The organism is Mycobacterium sp. DL, assembly GCF_039729195.1.
Taxonomy (GTDB): domain Bacteria; phylum Actinomycetota; class Actinomycetes; order Mycobacteriales; family Mycobacteriaceae; genus Mycobacterium; species Mycobacterium hippocampi_A.
Genome location: NZ_CP155796.1, coordinates 5,423,586 through 5,439,754, shown reverse-complemented (window position 1 = coordinate 5,439,754; position 16,169 = coordinate 5,423,586). Strand labels below are relative to the sequence as shown.

General features: G+C 65.7%; 16 protein-coding genes. 6 read left to right on the top strand and 10 right to left on the bottom strand.

Features of this window, described 5'->3' with window-relative positions; all coding sequences use genetic code 11:
• Window positions 1–56: 56 nt before the first annotated feature.
• The 6 genes from ABDC78_RS26055 to ABDC78_RS26030 form a co-directional block, all read right to left on the bottom strand.
• Complete coding sequence (locus ABDC78_RS26055) at window positions 57–800, bottom strand: SDR family NAD(P)-dependent oxidoreductase (RefSeq protein ID WP_178357075.1); 744 nt, start codon at window positions 798–800, stop codon at window positions 57–59.
• 27 nt (window positions 801–827) lie between these two features.
• Window positions 828–1,862, bottom strand: a complete 1,035-nt coding sequence (locus tag ABDC78_RS26050; protein ID WP_178357076.1) for a ferredoxin--NADP reductase — start codon at window positions 1,860–1,862, stop codon at window positions 828–830.
• A 74-nt stretch (window positions 1,863–1,936) separates the two neighbouring features.
• Window positions 1,937–2,389: a MarR family transcriptional regulator gene (locus ABDC78_RS26045; protein WP_178357233.1), complete on the bottom strand. Its 453-nt coding sequence runs from the start codon at window positions 2,387–2,389 to the stop codon at window positions 1,937–1,939.
• Between the two features lie 46 nt (window positions 2,390–2,435).
• On the bottom strand, window positions 2,436–3,713 hold the full coding sequence (locus ABDC78_RS26040; RefSeq protein ID WP_178357077.1) for an amidohydrolase family protein: 1,278 nt from the start codon (window positions 3,711–3,713) through the stop codon (window positions 2,436–2,438).
• On the bottom strand, window positions 3,710–4,057 hold the full coding sequence (locus tag ABDC78_RS26035; protein WP_178357078.1) for a hypothetical protein: 348 nt from the start codon (window positions 4,055–4,057) through the stop codon (window positions 3,710–3,712). The genes ABDC78_RS26040 and ABDC78_RS26035 overlap by 4 nt, the downstream gene beginning before the upstream one ends.
• Entirely contained in the window at window positions 4,054–5,331 is a 1,278-nt protein-coding gene (locus ABDC78_RS26030; RefSeq protein WP_178357079.1) for an aromatic ring-hydroxylating dioxygenase subunit alpha, read from the bottom strand. Before ABDC78_RS26030 ends, ABDC78_RS26035 begins: the two co-directional genes overlap by 4 nt.
• 196 nt (window positions 5,332–5,527) lie before the next feature.
• Here ABDC78_RS26030 and ABDC78_RS26025 point away from each other — a divergent pair, with 196 nt between their 5' ends.
• The gene (locus ABDC78_RS26025) at window positions 5,528–7,009 is read left to right on the top strand and encodes an aldehyde dehydrogenase (protein ID WP_178357080.1); all 1,482 of its coding nucleotides are present in this window, start codon (window positions 5,528–5,530) and stop codon (window positions 7,007–7,009) included.
• Window positions 7,010–7,013: 4 nt separating this feature from the next.
• Window positions 7,014–7,793, top strand: coding sequence for an emopamil-binding protein (locus ABDC78_RS26020; protein ID WP_178357081.1), 780 nt, complete (start codon window positions 7,014–7,016; stop codon window positions 7,791–7,793).
• A 22-nt stretch (window positions 7,794–7,815) separates the two neighbouring features.
• Here ABDC78_RS26020 and ABDC78_RS26015 read toward each other — a convergent pair whose 3' ends face one another.
• Window positions 7,816–8,454 (bottom strand): TetR/AcrR family transcriptional regulator, encoded by a 639-nt coding sequence (locus ABDC78_RS26015; protein ID WP_178357082.1) that lies wholly within the window; start codon window positions 8,452–8,454, stop codon window positions 7,816–7,818.
• Window positions 8,455–8,557: 103 nt separating this feature from the next.
• On the opposite strand from ABDC78_RS26015, the gene ABDC78_RS26010 reads away from it, so the two are divergent.
• The gene (locus ABDC78_RS26010; RefSeq protein ID WP_178357083.1) at window positions 8,558–9,727 is read left to right on the top strand and encodes a spirocyclase AveC family protein; all 1,170 of its coding nucleotides are present in this window, start codon (window positions 8,558–8,560) and stop codon (window positions 9,725–9,727) included.
• A gap of 4 nt (window positions 9,728–9,731) precedes the next feature.
• Here the strand turns inward: ABDC78_RS26010 and ABDC78_RS26005 are convergent, their stop codons facing one another.
• Window positions 9,732–10,334: a TetR/AcrR family transcriptional regulator gene (locus tag ABDC78_RS26005; RefSeq protein ID WP_178357084.1), complete on the bottom strand. Its 603-nt coding sequence runs from the start codon at window positions 10,332–10,334 to the stop codon at window positions 9,732–9,734.
• 133 nt (window positions 10,335–10,467) lie between these two features.
• Between ABDC78_RS26005 and ABDC78_RS26000 the strand changes: the two genes are divergently transcribed.
• From ABDC78_RS26000 to ABDC78_RS25990, 3 genes are all read left to right on the top strand, one after another.
• Window positions 10,468–11,631, top strand: coding sequence for a spirocyclase AveC family protein (locus tag ABDC78_RS26000; protein WP_178357085.1), 1,164 nt, complete (start codon window positions 10,468–10,470; stop codon window positions 11,629–11,631).
• Window positions 11,632–12,450 (top strand): CbbQ/NirQ/NorQ/GpvN family protein, encoded by an 819-nt coding sequence (locus ABDC78_RS25995; RefSeq protein ID WP_178357086.1) that lies wholly within the window; start codon window positions 11,632–11,634, stop codon window positions 12,448–12,450.
• Between the two features lie 68 nt (window positions 12,451–12,518).
• On the top strand, window positions 12,519–14,150 hold the full coding sequence (locus tag ABDC78_RS25990; RefSeq protein WP_218620269.1) for a VWA domain-containing protein: 1,632 nt from the start codon (window positions 12,519–12,521) through the stop codon (window positions 14,148–14,150).
• Window positions 14,151–14,165: 15 nt separating this feature from the next.
• Here ABDC78_RS25990 and ABDC78_RS25985 read toward each other — a convergent pair whose 3' ends face one another.
• Window positions 14,166–14,915, bottom strand: a complete 750-nt coding sequence (locus ABDC78_RS25985; protein WP_178357088.1) for an alpha/beta hydrolase — start codon at window positions 14,913–14,915, stop codon at window positions 14,166–14,168.
• 24 nt (window positions 14,916–14,939) lie between these two features.
• The gene (locus tag ABDC78_RS25980; RefSeq protein WP_178357089.1) at window positions 14,940–16,118 is read right to left on the bottom strand and encodes an acyl-CoA dehydrogenase family protein; all 1,179 of its coding nucleotides are present in this window, start codon (window positions 16,116–16,118) and stop codon (window positions 14,940–14,942) included.
• Window positions 16,119–16,169: the final 51 nt, after the last annotated feature.

Below are 16,169 nucleotides of genomic sequence, written 5' to 3'. Positions count from 1 at the left end.
GTGAACCTCCCTGTCGTCGTGAGCTTTCCGTTCGGCTGACGTCTGCGCGTTTCACGTCACATCACCGATCCGCCGTTGACGCCGAGGGTCTGACCGGTGATGAAGCCCGCCTCCTCGGAGCACAGGAACCCGACCGCGGCGGCGATGTCCTCGCCGGTGCCGAGATGACCGACCGGGATGCTGGCAGCCATCTGCTCGTTGGGCGGTAGATGCCCTTCGGCCTGGGACTGGTGCTGCATCGGCGTCTCGATGCCCGACGGTGGGATGTTGTTGACCGTGATGCCCACCGGGCCGTACTCCCGGGCAAGGGATTTTGTCAGCGAGATCAGCGCACCTTTGGAGGCCGCGTAGTGCGCCATCCCCGGCGAGCCGCGTTGCGCGCTCGACGACGAGATCATCACGATGCGGCCCCACCCGGCTTCCAGCATGTCGGGCACCGCGACCTGCGCGCAGTGGAATGTCCCGTTGAGGTTGACGTCGATGAGCCGCTGCCAGGTCTGCGGCGAGATGTCGACGAACGGCGCGAAGTCCACCAGTCCGGCACTGGTCACCAGGATGTGCACCGGCCCCAGCTCGGTGCGCACCTTGGCGAACGCATCCTCGACCGCAGCCCTGTCGGTCACGTCGGCTGCGACTCCGAGCGCGGCCGCACCGTCGGCACGCAACTCCTCTGCCACCCGTTGTGCCGCTGCACCGTTGAGATCCAGGACCGCGACCTTGTGCCCCCGTCGGGCGAGCTCGTGGCAGCTCGACTCACCCATGCCGGAAGCACCGCCGGTCACCACCGCGACGCGGCTCATCTGCTGCACTCCATCACCCTCGAGCTCCTACTCATAGACCACACGGACCCTGCGGCTGGTGGGCAGCGTCTGACAGGTCAGCACCCAGCCTTCCTCGACCTCGTCGTCCTCCAGCGCATCGTTGTTCAGCATGCGCGCAGTGCCTTCGACCACACGCGCCATACACGTTCCACACGAACCGGTTTCGCACGACGACGGGGCGCGCAGCCCGGACATCCGTGCGGTCTGCAGCAACGTGTCGCCCTGGCGGTAGCTCGCCGTCGTCACATGACGATCGAGCTCGATGACGACTTCTTCGGTGGCGTCCGCGGCGTCGAGGAGCACCTCCGGCGCGACCTCGGCCACGGTGAAGCGCTCGAGGTGGAGCCGCTCCTTGGGGACATCGGCCGACTGCAATGCACTTTCCACCGTCGCCATGAACGGCGCGGGCCCACAGATGTAGAAGTCCGCGTCCGCCGCACCCGCGGCGAACTGTGCGACGGCCGCCGGTGTCACGACGCCGCCGTCCTCGTCGTAGTGATGCTCGACGACCAACCGGTCGGCGTTGGCATCGGCGAGGCGGGCCAACTGCTCGGAGAAGATGACCGAGTCGCGAGCACGGTTGGCGTAGAAGAGCCTGACGCGTCGCGACGAATCGGCCAACGCCGTACGGACGAGCGACATGATCGGCGTGATCCCGCTGCCGCCCGCGAACGCGACCAGATCGGCCGCGGCCGAATCGCACTCCCGGAGGACGAACTTGCCGTCCGGCGGGGCGGCTTGCAGCTCAGTACCCGCAGCGGCGGAGTCATTGAGCCAGTTCGACACCACGCCGCCGGGATCTCGTTTGACGGTGATCCGCAGCTCGTCCTCGACCGGAGCCGACGACATCGAGTAGCAGCGGCGCAGGTCCCTGCCGTCGACGGTGACCCGCACGGTGAGGAACTGACCGGCCTTGTAGCGGAATTGGTTCGAGCAGTGCTCGGGCACATCCAGCACCAGTGACACCGCGTCGGAGGTCTCCCGCACGACGCGCTTGACGCGCAGCGGTGCGAATCCGTCGGTGGTGCTCTCCTCGGCCATCCCGGCAATGATATCAAGTACTTGTCATTATCATCAAGTACTTGTCATGCCCGGATTCGGCGGATGGGTCTGCGTCAGTTGTCGACGTGGTCTGCGAACAGCTCGTGACCGGTGCCCTGCTCGACCACCCTGCCCAGCAGCTCGCGCAATGTCTTCTGCTCGTCCTTGCTCAGGACGCCGAAGACCTTGTCGTGAGCGGCGATCGCATCGTGGACCACGGCGCCCGCGACCTTGCGCCCCTGGTCGGTGAGGTACGCCTGCAGGATCCGGCCGTGCTGCGGGTCCTGCTTGCGCTGGACCAGATTTCGCCGCTCGAGCGCGGTCAGGGCGAGTTGCACACCCTGCGGGCTGATCAGCAGCCGGCGGGCGAGCTCGGCCCCGGAGAGTCCCGGCTCGTTGGACAGCTGCCGCAGCACACCGATCTGGGCGGTGCTCACGCCGTGCTCGCTGACCGCCTCGTTCACTGTCGTCAGCGTGAAGTAGAAGGCCTGCTTGAGCAGCCACAAGATGTTGTCCGTGAGCTCGATACCCGGCTCCGCGTCGCTGTTCATGTGCGCCTCCACACCTGTGACGTTAGTGCTTGTAGATCGCGCCGTCCTTCATCACGAACCTCACGTCGAGGGTGGCCGCGATGTCCTGCGACGGATCTCCCGCCACCGCGATGACGTCGGCCAGGTAGCCCGGCGCCAGCCGGCCGAGCTCGTCATCGGCTTCGATGAGCTCGGCACTGGTGATCGTCGCCGCCCGCAACGCCTGCATCGGAGTCATGCCCCGTGCGACCAGTGCGCACAACTCCTTGGCGTTCTGTCCGTGCGGCACCGCGGGCGCGTCGGTTCCACAGGCGATCCGCACACCCGCCGCGATCGCCTTCGGCAGCATCGCCTGCGCCCGGGGAAAGACCTCCTCGGCCTTGCGGCGCAGCTCGGGTGCGATGCGGTCGACCGCCATGGCCTCGGTGAGGTAGGTGGTCGACACCAGAAACGTTCCATGGTCGACCATCATCTGGATCGTCTCGTCGGTCGCGAGGAAGCCGTGCTCGATACAGTCGATGCCGGCCCGGATGCACGCGCGAATCGCGCTGTCCCCCACGGCGTGCGCGGCCACCCGCACACCGGCTCGATGCGCTTCGTCGGCGATGGCCGCGAACTCGTCATCCGAGTACTGCTGCGCGCCGGGCGCAGTGCTGTGCGACATGACCCCGCCCGACGCGGAAACCTTGATGAGCTTGGCGCCGTGCCGGACCTGATAGCGCACACAGGTACGCACGTCGTCGACGCCGTTGGCGATTCCCTCGGCGACCGACAGCGGCATGATGCCCGGGGCGAGCCGCTGGAACACCGTTGGGTCGAGGTGCCCGCCGTAGGGCGTCACCGCATGCCCCGCCGGGACGATCCGCGGCCCGACGTGCCAGCCCTGGTCGATTGCGCGCTGCAACGCCACGTCGAGGAGGTAGCCGCCGGTCTTGACCATCAGGCCCAGGTTGCGCACGGTCGTGAAGCCGGCCTCGAGCGTGGTGCGCGCGTTGACCGCACCGCGCAGCGTTCGGTATGCGGGGTCGTCCTGCACACCGTGCATCGGGCTGGGTAACCCCTCGGGACCACCGGGTCCACCGATGAGCAGGTTGAGCTCCATGTCCATCAACCCAGGCAGCAGCGTGACGTCGCCCAGATCGATGTCCTGGGCCGGATTCTCCGGAATCACAGCAGGATTCACCCCGGTGATCCGGTTGCCCTCGATCACCACCACCGCGGGCGAGCGCACCTCGCCGGCCTCGACGTCGGCCCAGCGTGCCGCCCGCAGGACGGTGGTGGCCGCACCCGATGCCGGGTCGGACGAGCCGTGGTGGGTCACGGAATCGGTTCGGCGACGCAGTCGAGCGTGGTCGCACCCGAGTCGGGCACCTTCGGCTGCTTCCAGCACTCGACCGGGAACGACACCTGGATCATCGAGTACAGCAGGTGCATGAGGTTGAGTACGTCGTCGGGCAGATCCTCGAGGCTGAACTTGTCGCAGTACGAGATCGCCTCCTCGGCGCGTGCGGTGATCGCGTCGTAGAAGGCCTGCATCTCCCGCATCGACGTGCCGAGGCGTTTGGCGTACCGCTCCTGCTCGGTGCCGAGACACCAGTCGGAATACTGCTCCAGGTCGGCGAATTCGGGCGGCAGTTTGGCTGTCGCTGTGTCGGCCACGGTCACACCCCCTGTCCGACGTGCTGGGTCTTTCGCTGGTAGTCCTCGACCCACGCGGCGGTCTCCTTGTGCAGGTGGCGGATCAGCACCTCCTGATCGCAGAGCACGAAGTTCTCGAGCACGCGCGACTCGACCATCGTCTGGGTGGCCTCCAGCGTGTTGGCGTCCTGCAGCCCGTACTCCTTGAACGACACCGCGGCCAGTTCCTGGGCGATGCGTTCCCGCGGGGTGCGCGGCTGTGGGAAGTACACAGTGCCCTCGAAGATGTGGGTGTTGTGCGAGGTCGGCCAGTAGTGGTAGGTCAGATACCAGCCCTGCCCCCAGAACAGGATGACGAAGTTCGGGAACAGCTGGAACGAGTCCAGGCCCCACGGGTCACACTTCGCCGGGTTGAGGCCGGCCGGCATCTCCCCCAGATCCGGCTTGTCCCAGGGTCCGAAGAGGCCGCTCTGGCAGATGTCCTCGATCGGCTTGCGCATCTCGTCGGCCATCTCCCAGGCCCGCACACCCGAGGTGCTGACCAGGCGGTGCGGTCCTTCGATGCGGTAGTGCGGTGCCTCGAATCCGGCTTCCGCGGCGGCCTTCGAGTAGGCGGTCGGCGACTGGTTCGCATGCAGTACCGGTGCGTGGTAGAACTCCTGGAACGCGTCCATGTAGAGCTTCCAGTTGGCCTTGACCTCGGAGCGGTAGTAGAAGCGCGAGGTCATCTGGTCGAAGGGATAGCCTTCGAGATCGGTGATCATCGGTCCGAGGAAGTCCCGCAGCGTCTGCTCCGGTTCTGGTGCGAAGTTGACGAAGATGAAGCCTTCCCAGACGTCGCAGTGCACCGCCACCAGGCCGTAGCGGCTCTTGTCGAGATCGAAGAACTCGCCCTCCTGCTGCAGGAACGTCAGGTTGCCGTCCAGGTCGTAGCGCCATGCGTGGTACTTGCAGGTGAACTGCCTGCAGACGCCGCTGGTCTCCTCGAGCGGCATGTCGTTCCACACCAGTTTGTTGCCGCGGTGCCTGCAGATGTTGTGGTACGCCTTCACCTCACCACTGGCGGTCCGCACCACGATGATCGAGGTGTTGGCGACCTTGAGTTCCTTGGTGAAGTAACTGCCTTTGCGCGGGATCTGCTCGACGCGGCCCACATTCAGCCAAGCGCGCTTGAAGACCGCCTTGCGTTCGACTTCGTAGAACTCCGGGTCGATCGAGTCCTCGTAGGACACCGGCCCCGTCCCCAGCTGCGGGTAGTGCTGAGTCCAGCTGCCTTCTGGCGGTTTCGGAAATCGGGCCATCGTCGTCTCCTGTTGACTGCAATCACTGCCGGGGCCGCCCGCTCGCGAAGCGCCGGGACGAGTCTCTCAGGCAAACAAGCACGCGCAGCTGCCTTTTCGCCATTTCGGAGGAGACGGCACCGTCGACGGTATATGCTTCCCGAAGCAATCGCAAGTAGTTGATATTGAACGAAACGTCAGGACGGAGTCAGGCGGCGTGCGTTACGACGAGCTGTTCATCGGCGGTGCATGGTGCAAGCCCAGCACCGATCAGCGCATCGAGATCGTCTCGCCCCACACCGAGATGCGCGTCGCGCAGGTGGCCGCCGCCGCACCGGCCGACGTGGACGTGGCGGTGCAGTCCGCACGAACCGCGTTCGACGACGGGTCGTGGCCCAGGACCACCCCAACCGAACGCATCGACGCGGTGCGCGGGCTCGCCGAGATCTACGGTGGCCGCCGGGCCGACATGGCGGCACTGATCACCTCCGAGATCGGCGCGCCGATCAGCTTCGCGCAGCGTGCGCAGGTAGCACTGCCGTGGACGATGATGAACGCGTTCTGCGATGTGGCGCAGTCATATCCATGGCAGGAGGCGCGGCCCGGGCGCTACGGCTCTGACATCACGATCCTGCGCCAGCCGGTCGGCGTCGTCGCGGCCATCGTCCCGTGGAACATGCCGCAGTTCCTGATCGTCGCGAAGCTGGTTCCCGCGCTGCTGGCCGGCTGCACCGTGATCCTCAAACCGGCACCCGAGTCGCCGCTCAACGCGCTGCTGCTCGCCGAGCTCATCGCAGAATCAGAGTTGCCACCCGGCGTCGTGAGCGTGCTGCCCGGCGACGGTGCCGTCGGCGACCATCTGGTCAGACACCCGGGCGTGGACAAGGTGTCGTTCACCGGTTCGACGGCCGCGGGCCGAGCTGTCGCCGCGGCGTGCGCCGCCGACCTGCGCCGGGTCAGCCTCGAACTCGGCGGGAAGTCCGCCGCGATTGTCCTTGACGACGCGGATCCGACCACCGTCGCGACCGGCGTGCGCTCGGCCAGCCTGAGCAACAGCGGCCAGATCTGCAATGCGCTGACACGCATCCTCGTGCCGCGAACCCGCGCAGCCGAATTCACCGACGCGCTGGCGGCGGAGGTGAGTTCGCTCATCGTCGGGGACCCTACCGACGGCAGCACTCAGGTCGGGCCTCTTGTCGCGCAGCGGCAACAGCAGCGGGTCGCCGGCTACCTGGAGCGGGGCGTGCGCGACGGCGCCCGCATCGTGACCGGCGGCAGTGGCATGCCCGACGGCTGCGATCGGGGGTGGTACGTCAAGCCGACGCTGTTCGACCAGGCGGACAACTCCATGGCGATCGCCCGCGAGGAGATCTTCGGTCCGGTGCTGACCGTCATCGCCTACGACGACCAGGACGAGGCGGTGGACATCGCCAACGATTCGGACTACGGCCTGGCCGGATCCGTGTTCACCGCAGACCTCGACCGCGGACTGGCCGTCGCCGCCGCGATCCGCACCGGCACGTTCGGCGTCAACCAGGGCTACACGATGGACCCGTTCGCCCCGTTCGGCGGGGTGAAGAAGAGCGGATACGGGCGAGAACTCGGCTCCGAGGGCATCGACGGCTACACCGACAGCAAATCGATATCTGTTGCGGGCAGCCAGGATCCGGCTACCGCAGCCGCCGGAAAGGGAGCGTGACACTATGACGACACTGGAGATCCGCGAACCGAACTTCGCCCGCCCGGTCGCGCCGCACCGGGGGCGGATCTACCTCGGGGTCGGGCTGCTGACCGGGGTGGTGTTCCTGGGGATGACGATCGGCGTGCAGTTCGGGCTGATCGCGCCGAGCCTCACCGCCGACGTCATCGCCAATCTGCTCTTCGGTGTGCCGGTGATCCTGGTTCCGCTCGTCATCCTGTGGGACGCACCGGGCGAGAACCGAACCCGACTCGACAAGGCGGCGGAGCTCACGCTGTTCTACCTGCCCTACACGGCATGCAGCCAGATCGGCTACGAGTTGATGTTCCTGATCGGCCATCCGCTGGGCTGGTGGACGCCGACGACGGACCCCGGCTGGAAGTGGCTGTGGTGGCAGTACGCGCTGGCCGACACCCGTTATGTGAGCGGGAATCCGTGGATCTTCGCGCTCGAGGTGGTCGGCGTGATCACCGGCGCCATCGTGTTCGTCATGTGGACGAGATTGATCAAGGTGGATCTGTCGACGGAGTCCCGGATCCGTTGCCTCTGGGGCGCATTCGCCGGCTGCGCTGTCCTGATGAGCAGCACCGCGGTGTACTTCCTGTCCGAGGTGGGCGCCGGTTTCGAGAACATCGGCCAGGCCGGATACGGCCTGGGTTTCAAATTCATCGCCGAGAACGTGCCGTTCATCGTGCTGCCACCGCTGGTGCTCTACGCGATCTACCTTCAGATCGACTACCTGACCCGGCGCGCGGGAGCACAATCCGTCGCATCGGAGCGCTGACCCGCCGGCCCGAACCAGCCGGTCACCGGAGCTTTTGTCGCCGGTGATCGCCGGGGTTATCGGGCAGCTTGATCGCCGACATGTACATCTCGATGACCGGGCGGTAGAGATCGACGTCGTCGAGTTCGCTGCCCAGCACGACGGAATCGCTGGTGGCTACCAGCACCCGGGCCAAGGTCAGCGGAGCGATCAGCAACGCGCCACCGAGCCTGTCGATGCCCTCGACGATGAATGCCGCGAGCGCCTCGACGACCTCCGACCGCTTCTCTGCCACACGCTCCCGCGCATCGGGGTTGCGGAGCAGGTAGAGCGCGAACTCGTGCCCCAGCGCCGCGTGTTCGGCGCCGCGGTCGCGGCTCAGTTGCCGCCACCGCGCCGCGATCTCGTCGAGTTCGTTGGATCCGACCTGCTCCGCCGAGGACATCACCTCGGCGAAGTTGTCGAAGTAGCGGCGCCAGTATCGGTCGCTCACGGCCAGAAAAAGTTCTTCTTTTGTGGCGAAGTGCTTGTAGATGGCGCCCTTGGTGTAGCCCGCCGCGTGCGCGATGTCATCGAGAGTTGCCGGGGCGAAACCCTTTTCCGCGAACACATCCTCCGCGGCGTCCACCAGCAGCGAGCGCGTGTGTTCGAGACGGCGTTCCCGCGTCCAGCGCTCGACCATGCCAAAAGTCTGCCACAGAATCTGAGAAACCCTCTGGACATTCAGATACTCACTGGTATCTTCGCTGTGAGCCGTGTGCGGACGCGGCGGTCCAGGAGGACGTGTGAGCGAGTTGTCGAACAAGAAGTCTGCGGTCACCGAAACAGTGAGTGGTGTCGCCGGCCTGGGCGCGGGAACCCCGCGCTCGTCGAACGCCATCAAGATCTGGGCGACGGTCGGCACCGTGTTTTTGGCCTACACCGTCTACGTATTCGTCCGGTGGGTCACCGGGCCCTTCTTCGAGCCGGTGGACGGGGGCCCGAGCGAGCCGCCGATGTACATGCAGATCCCACTGATCGCCAATGCGGTGGTGCTCTGGATCGGACTGCCGTTTGCGCTCTGGTTCTTCATCGTCCGGCCATGGGTGCGGGAAAAGCGGATCACGCTCGACGGCATGCTGCTGGTGTCGATGGGCCTGATGATGTTCCAGGACCCGATGCTCAACTACTACAGCACCTGGTGCACGTACAACGCATGGCTCTGGAACCGGGGTTCCTGGGCGCCGCACATTCCGGGCTGGGTGGCACACGAGGAACCGGGCCACACCGTGCCCGAACCGTTGCTGACCAACATTCCCGGCTACATGTACGGCGTACTGCTGCTCACCATCGTCGGGTGTTGGGTCATGCGCAAGATCAAGAATCGTTGGCCGGAGATCAGCAATCTCCGGCTGATCCTGGTCACCTACGCGATCGCGTTCGTCTTCGACTTCATCATGGAGGGGCTCATCCTCCTGCCGATCGGCTTCTACTCCTACCCCGGTGCCATCCAGTCGCTGTCGTTCAACGCCGGCACCTACTACCAGTGGCCCATCTACGAAGGGCTCATGTGGGGCGGAGTCCAGGCGGCGCTGTGCTGCCTGCGCTTCTTCACCGATGACCGGGGACGCACCGTGGTCGAACGCGGCCTCGACAACATCCGTGGCGGAGCCGTCAAGCAGCAGTTCATCCGCTTCCTGGCGATCTTCGGCGGTGTCAGCGCGTGCTTCTTCCTCTTCTACAACGTCCCCGCGACCTGGCTCGGCATGCACGGCGACCCATGGCCCGAAGACGTACAGAAGCGCTCGTACTTCAACCCCGGCATCTGCGGCGAGGGAACCGACCGACCGTGCCCGAACCCTGACCTGCCGCTGCCGACGAAGCACTCCGGCTTCATCAACCACGACGGCGAACTGGTACTCCAGGAGGGAGTGGAGATCCCGCCGGTCGTTCCCATTCAGCAGCCCGGCAGGTGATCCGTCAGGGCATCTTGACGGCCGACACGTACATCTCCACGATCGGCTGGTAGAGATCGACGTCGTCGAGGTGGCTGCCCAACTCGACCGCGTCGGTTGTGGCGATGATGATGTGGGCGAAGGTCTTTGCCGGAATCAGCAGCGTGGCGCCGATGCTGTCGATGCCCTCGACGATGTAGGTGGCCAGCTGGTCGACCACCTCAGATCGTTTGGCGGCCACCCGTTCCCGGGCCTCCGGGTTGCGCATCAGGTAGAGGTTGAATTCCAGGCCCAGAGCCGAATGCTCGGCGCCGCGGTCCCGACTCAGCTGGCGCCAACGCTCTCCGATGTGTTCGAGTTCGCGAGCGCCGATGTGATCCGAGGACGACATGATCTCGGCGAAATTGTCGAAGTACCGACGCCAGTACCGGTCGCTTGCGGCCAGGAAGAGTTCTTCCTTGGTGGCGAAGTACTTGTAGATCGCCCCCTTGGAGTAGCCGGCCGCCCGTGCGATGTCGTCCAGAGTGGCGGGGATGAAGCCCTTTTCGGCAAATACCTGCTCTGCGGCATCGAGTAGCAGCGAGCGGGTGCGCTCGAGGCGCCGCTCCCGAGTCCACGGCTCGACCATGGCGCAATATTGCCACAGTTTTTTCTCGAACCATTGGTCAGCCAGATACCCGCTGGTATATTTTCGACGCATCGGCCACTTCGGGAGGAGCTCTGAGGTCCATGGGATCAACAAGTGCAGAGGAGACGGTGTCGTGAGCGACCTGTCGAGTAGCAAGAAACCCGTACTCACCGAGTCGCTCAGCGACGCAACACTCGGTGCGCAGCCGCAGAAGAAGATCACGCCGGTGAGAGTCTGGGCCACGGTCGGCGGCGTCATTCTCGCCTTCCAGCTTTTCGTGTGGGGCAAATGGGTCACCGGCCCGCACTTCGAGCGGGTGCCCGCGGGCCCGACCGACCCACCGACCTTCATGAAGGCGATCCTGTTCACCTGGACAGCCGTGATCGTGGTCGGCTTTCCCGTCGCCGTCTGGTGGTTCCTCATTCGGCCGTGGCGTCGGGAACGGCGAATCACGTTGGACGGCATGCTGTTCGTGTCGTGCGGCCTGCTGTGGTTCCAGGATCCGCTGCTGAACTACTTCAGCACCTGGAGCACGTACAACACCTGGATGTGGAACATGGGCTCGTGGGTCCAGGACATCCCGGGGTGGGTGTCTTACGGAGAACCGGGCGCCATGATGGCCGAACCGGTACTGATGAACGCGCCGGGTTACTTCTTCGTCCTGCTGTGCACCATCCTGGGCTGCGCGGTGATGCGGTTGGCCAAGAGGCGGTTTCCCAACATCAACACCTTCGGGCTGATCGGCGTCGTGATCGCCTGGACCTTCTTCTTCGACTTCGTCATCGAAGGCCTTTTCCTGATGCCGATGGGTCTGTTCACCTATCCCGGTGCCATCCAGGCTCTCTCGGTCAATGCCGGCACCTACTACCAGTGGCCGCTCTACGAGGGGCTCATGTGGGGCGGTGTCCAGGCGGGCCTGTGTTGCATGCGGTACTTCACCGACGACCGGGGCCGGACGTTCGTCGAGCGCGGGCTCGACCAGGTGCGAGGCGGTCAGGTCAAACAGCAGTTCACCCGGTTCCTCGCGATCTTCGCCGCGTGCAGCACCTTCTTCTTCGTCTTCTACAACATCCCGGCACAGTTCTTCGCCATGCACCAGGACCCGTGGCCGGAGGACATCCTCAAGCGCTCGTACTTCTTGATGGGCATCTGCGGTGAAGACACCGACAGACCGTGCCCCGACCCGTCGCTGCCGATGCCCCTCACCAACTCCGGATACATCAACCACGATGGTGAGCTCGTCCTCCCCGAGGGCGTCGAACTCCCCAAGAACGTTCCGCTCGAGCGAGGAGAATAGATGCTGAACAGCACTTCTGCGGTGGTCGCCCCCGTTTCGAACGCGCCGTTCTACCGTGCGGTGGGCGACGAGGTGGACGTCTTCCGAGCGGCGGCCCGCAGGGGCCTGCCCGTGCTGTTGAAAGGTCCTACGGGATGCGGGAAAACCCGATTCGTGGAGGCGATGGCACACCAGCTGGGCCGGGAGCTGATCACCGTCGCGGGCCACGAGGACATGACTTCGGCGGATCTGGTCGGACGGTTCCTGTTGAAGGGCGGTGAGACGGTCTGGGTGGACGGACCGTTGACCCGCGCGGTGCGTGAGGGCGCCATCTTCTACCTCGACGAAGTGGTGGAGGCACGCCAGGACACCACGGTGGTCATCCATCCACTCGCCGATCACCGCCGCGAGCTCCCTGTCGACCGGCTCGGAACCACACTGCAGGCCGCGCCCGGCTTTCAGCTGGTGATCTCTTACAACCCCGGCTACCAGAGCGTGCTGAAGAATCTCAAGGAGTCGACGCGTCAGCGCTTCATCGCCATCGAGCTGGGCTATCCCTCCGCCGAGGTCGAGACCGAGGTGGTTGCCTATGAGGCGGGAATCGACATCGAGACGGCACGATCGCTTGTCAAACTGGCGTACGCCATTCGGAATCTCGACGGCTCACCGTTGCGCGAAGTGTCGTCCACCCGCATGTTGATCCTCGCCGGCGGCCTGGCCGCGGAAGGGCTGAACCTGCGCAGCGCTGTTCATGCCGCCGTGGTCCAGGTGCTCTCCGACGACGCCGATGTCATCCGCGCCCTCGATGAACTCGTCGACACGGTACTGCCGAAGACGTGACCGGGAATTCGAACCCGGACCGGTTCCGGTTCCTCGCCACCTATATCGCCGGCAGGTCCGTCGAAGTCATGGAGGCACCAGCGGGTCAGCCTGCGCACACGAACGGCCAATTCATCTTCGTCTCCGCCGGCGGTGCGATCGAGCAGCAGCGCCGTGAAATGCTGGTTCAGGCCGCACTTCTCGGAGCGGGAAGTCTGGACCCGCGGTTGGTCAAGGGGTTACGGGCGCGAGCCACATTGGCCCGCCGCTACCTGGCGCTCGAAGGTCAGCGAGTCCTCACCGAACTCGCGGGGCAGATCCCGCTCGATGTCGGACTTCTCGGTGACGGAGCACCCAGCACTGCGACTGCCGACGAGTCACTGGAGGTGGCCAGGAGCCGCGCCACGGTTGCCGATCCGCCGCAGTGGTTCGGTGCCATCAAAGCCTCCCGGTTGCTGGCGGCGCCGGCGGGCCCGGGAGGCAAGGCCACCAACAAAGACCTCAAGTTGCAGTTCGATCCAATCGACATGCCGGAGTCGGAAGAGGGCGACGAAGACGACGACGAAGACGGCGGCAAGGCCGGCGACAGCAAGATCCTCAAGTTGTTCGAAAGCCCCATCTTCAACAACCAGTCGATGTCGGACTACATGCGCAAGATGTTCGGCGGTAAACGTTCCCCCGGAGAAGGCGCCGCGGGCGCAGAGATGACCGTCCGCTCCACCCGGCGGGTCCGCGAGATCGGCCCCGACGCCCGACCCCTGCCCACCCGGATTCAATTCACCGACGACGGGAAACCTGGTGCTGCACTGGGTTTCGGCGGCGCGCTGTACCCGGAGTGGGACGTCTTCAACGGCCGGTACAAGCCTGACTGGTGTCGCGTCGTCGACTTCCCGTTGACCGTCGACGCCGACGTCTCCGATGCCGGCGTCGCTCACGACGACGTGCTGCGGCGCCGCCTGGCTCGCGTCGGACTGGGACCGAAGGTTCTGCGCGCCCGCGCCGACGGCGACGACGTCGACATCGAGGCGCTCATCGATCTGTTCGTCGATCTGCAATCCGGCTTCTCCACATCCGAGCACGTCTACCTGGAGCGTCGCAAACTCTCCCGCAATCTCGGTGTTCTCATTCTGATCGACGCGTCCGGGTCCGCGGTCGACGCCGACTCCGACGGCCTCGCGGTGCACGACCACCAACGGCGGGCAGCCGCCACCTTGGCCGTCACGCTTGAAGAGCTGGGCGACCGGGTCGCCGTCTACGCCTTTCGATCTCAAGGCCGCCACGCGGTGCACCTGCCGGCGATCAAGACGTTCGACCAGAGTTTCGGCGCCGTCGGACGGGCTCGGCTCAACCAGCTCGAACCAGCGAGCTACACGCGCCTCGGTGCCGGGATCCGCGGCGCGGGCGAAGTCCTCAAGAACAACGCGGGCACACCGAATCGGCTTTTGTTGGTCCTTTCAGACGGCTTCCCCTACGACGACGGTTACGAAGGCCGCTATGCGGAGGCCGACGCCCATAAAGCACTCGAGGAGCTCCGATCGGAAGGTGTTGCGTGCCTCTGCCTTTCCATCGGCGCCTCTACGGAGACCGATGTGCTCGAACGAGTCTTCGGCTCCGCCAGCTTCGCCAGCGCCCCCGTCCTGAGCGACCTGAGCCCTCAGATGGACGAGTTGTTCATGTCAGCACTCGCCGAGCTCGCGGCCCCGAAGCCAACGCGGGTGTGATCCGACGGCGCAGCGTCATCGGTCGGGCGACTCCCAGAACCGAGCCAGGATCGCGGCGCCCGCGGCGGGAGCCTCCACCATCCACCAGTGTCCCAACCCGTCGAGCACTTCGGTCCGCGCACCGGCTCGGTCGGCGGCCCGACGCCGCATCTCCTCGGTCCCGACAAAAGGGTCCTCGGTGGCCAGCAGCGAGAGTCCCGGTCGGGCGGCGGCGTCCCCGAGCGCCTTCCCGGCATCGGCCAGGGCCGGTTGGCGAGCCGAGCGGTACAGCGCCAACACCGCTTGGCCCATCTCCGGACCCTGTGCTGCGGCAAACGAAGTCGCGACATCGGCGGGAATGCCGAACGCCACCAGCTGTTGCGCCCGATCCTGCACCGACCCGTCCTGCATCATCGCGACCAACTGCTCGCCGGTCTCCGGGGTCTGAAACCCCTGGGCCATGTCGTGCCACACGTAATCTCGGTCGAACAAACCGACGACGTCACTGGCCCAGCTACGCACGAGGTCCGGTCGATGCATCACCGCGTTCACCACATGGCAACCACCCCAGTCGTGTCCGACGAGGTCGACGGGTTGATCGAACCTCTCCAACTCGCCGACGAGCCAGTCACGGTACGCGAGAAAGGTCGCCGAGAATCCGCTGGGGAGCGGGGCACCGAATCCCGGCGGGGACAACAACACCACATCGGTACGTCCGAGAGCGTCGAACAGCGGGCCCCAGACGGCGTCGGTCTCCGGATTACCGTGCACGAGAACCACAGTCACGTCACGATGCTCCCACGATCGACATCAGCGCGCAGGCAGGCCCAGCACGCGCTGGGCGATGATGTTGCGCTGGATCTCCGAGGTGCCGCCGGCAATGGTGCCCGCGTAGGTGCTGATGTAACGCGCGAACCGACCGGCAGTGAAAATGGCCGGCGCATAGGGGTTGTACCGGGCCGTCAGCGCCGGGTCGAGCAGTCCGTCGGCACCCGCCGCGTCGAGCGCATGTCGCATCGCGTTCTGCTCGGCCTCGGAGCCGAGCACCTTGAGCACCGAGACGGCGGGGACGTCGCGCTCCCCCCGCGCAGCCTGTCCGAGAGCCGCCGAACCGAGCAGCCGCAGCGCCTGGTAGTCCATGACGCTGCTGGCGTAGCGGTCGCGGTTCACCGCACCGACGGGCCGGAAGTCCTCGAGCAGTTGTTCCAGCCGAGTGGCGAACGACATCCACATCAGCGTCCGTTCGTGGCCCAGGGAGCCATTGGCCACGCGCCACCCTTCGTGGAGCGGTCCCACCAGATTTTCGGCGGGGACGCGAACGTCGCTGAAGAACACCTCGTTGAAGTCCAGGCCGTCGCGGTCGTGCACCGAGGCGAACGGCCGGCACGTCACACCCGCGCTCTCGGTCGGGATGAGTAACGCGCTGATTCCCTTGTGCCTGGGCGCCTTCGGGTCGGTTCTGACGAAGGCGAGGATCACGTCGGCGTCGTGGGCTCCCGAGGTCCACACCTTCTGGCCGTTGACGACGAAGCCTTCGTCGTCGACCGTCGCCGTGGTGCGCAGACCGGCCAGGTCCGAACCCGCGCCCGGTTCGCTCATGCCGAGCGAGGCGGTCATCTCGGCGCGGAGAATCGGGACCGCCCAGTTGCGCTTCTGCTCCTCGGTGCCGAACGACAGCAGCGAAGCGGCGATGATGCCGACGCCCTGCGGGTTGAACGCGTGGTAGATGCGACGGCGCGACAATTCCTCGCGGTGGACGAATTGCTCCAGGATGCCGGCGTTGCGTCCGCCGAACTCGGGCGGGTTTCCCGGCAGCAGCCAGCCGTGGTCGAACTGCACCTGCTGCCAGCGCCGTGCCCACTCCGGCACGTGCGATGTCGACCGGGACGCTTCGCCCGCCGCCTCCGCTTCCGCGGGCAGGTGGTCGTCGAGGAACTGCGTGTATTCCGCACGGAAGGCCTCGACGTCGGCGTCGAACGTCAGCTGCACGCAGCCCAGGTTATCAAGTACTTAACATTTTGTGTTCGATGCGCTAAGACT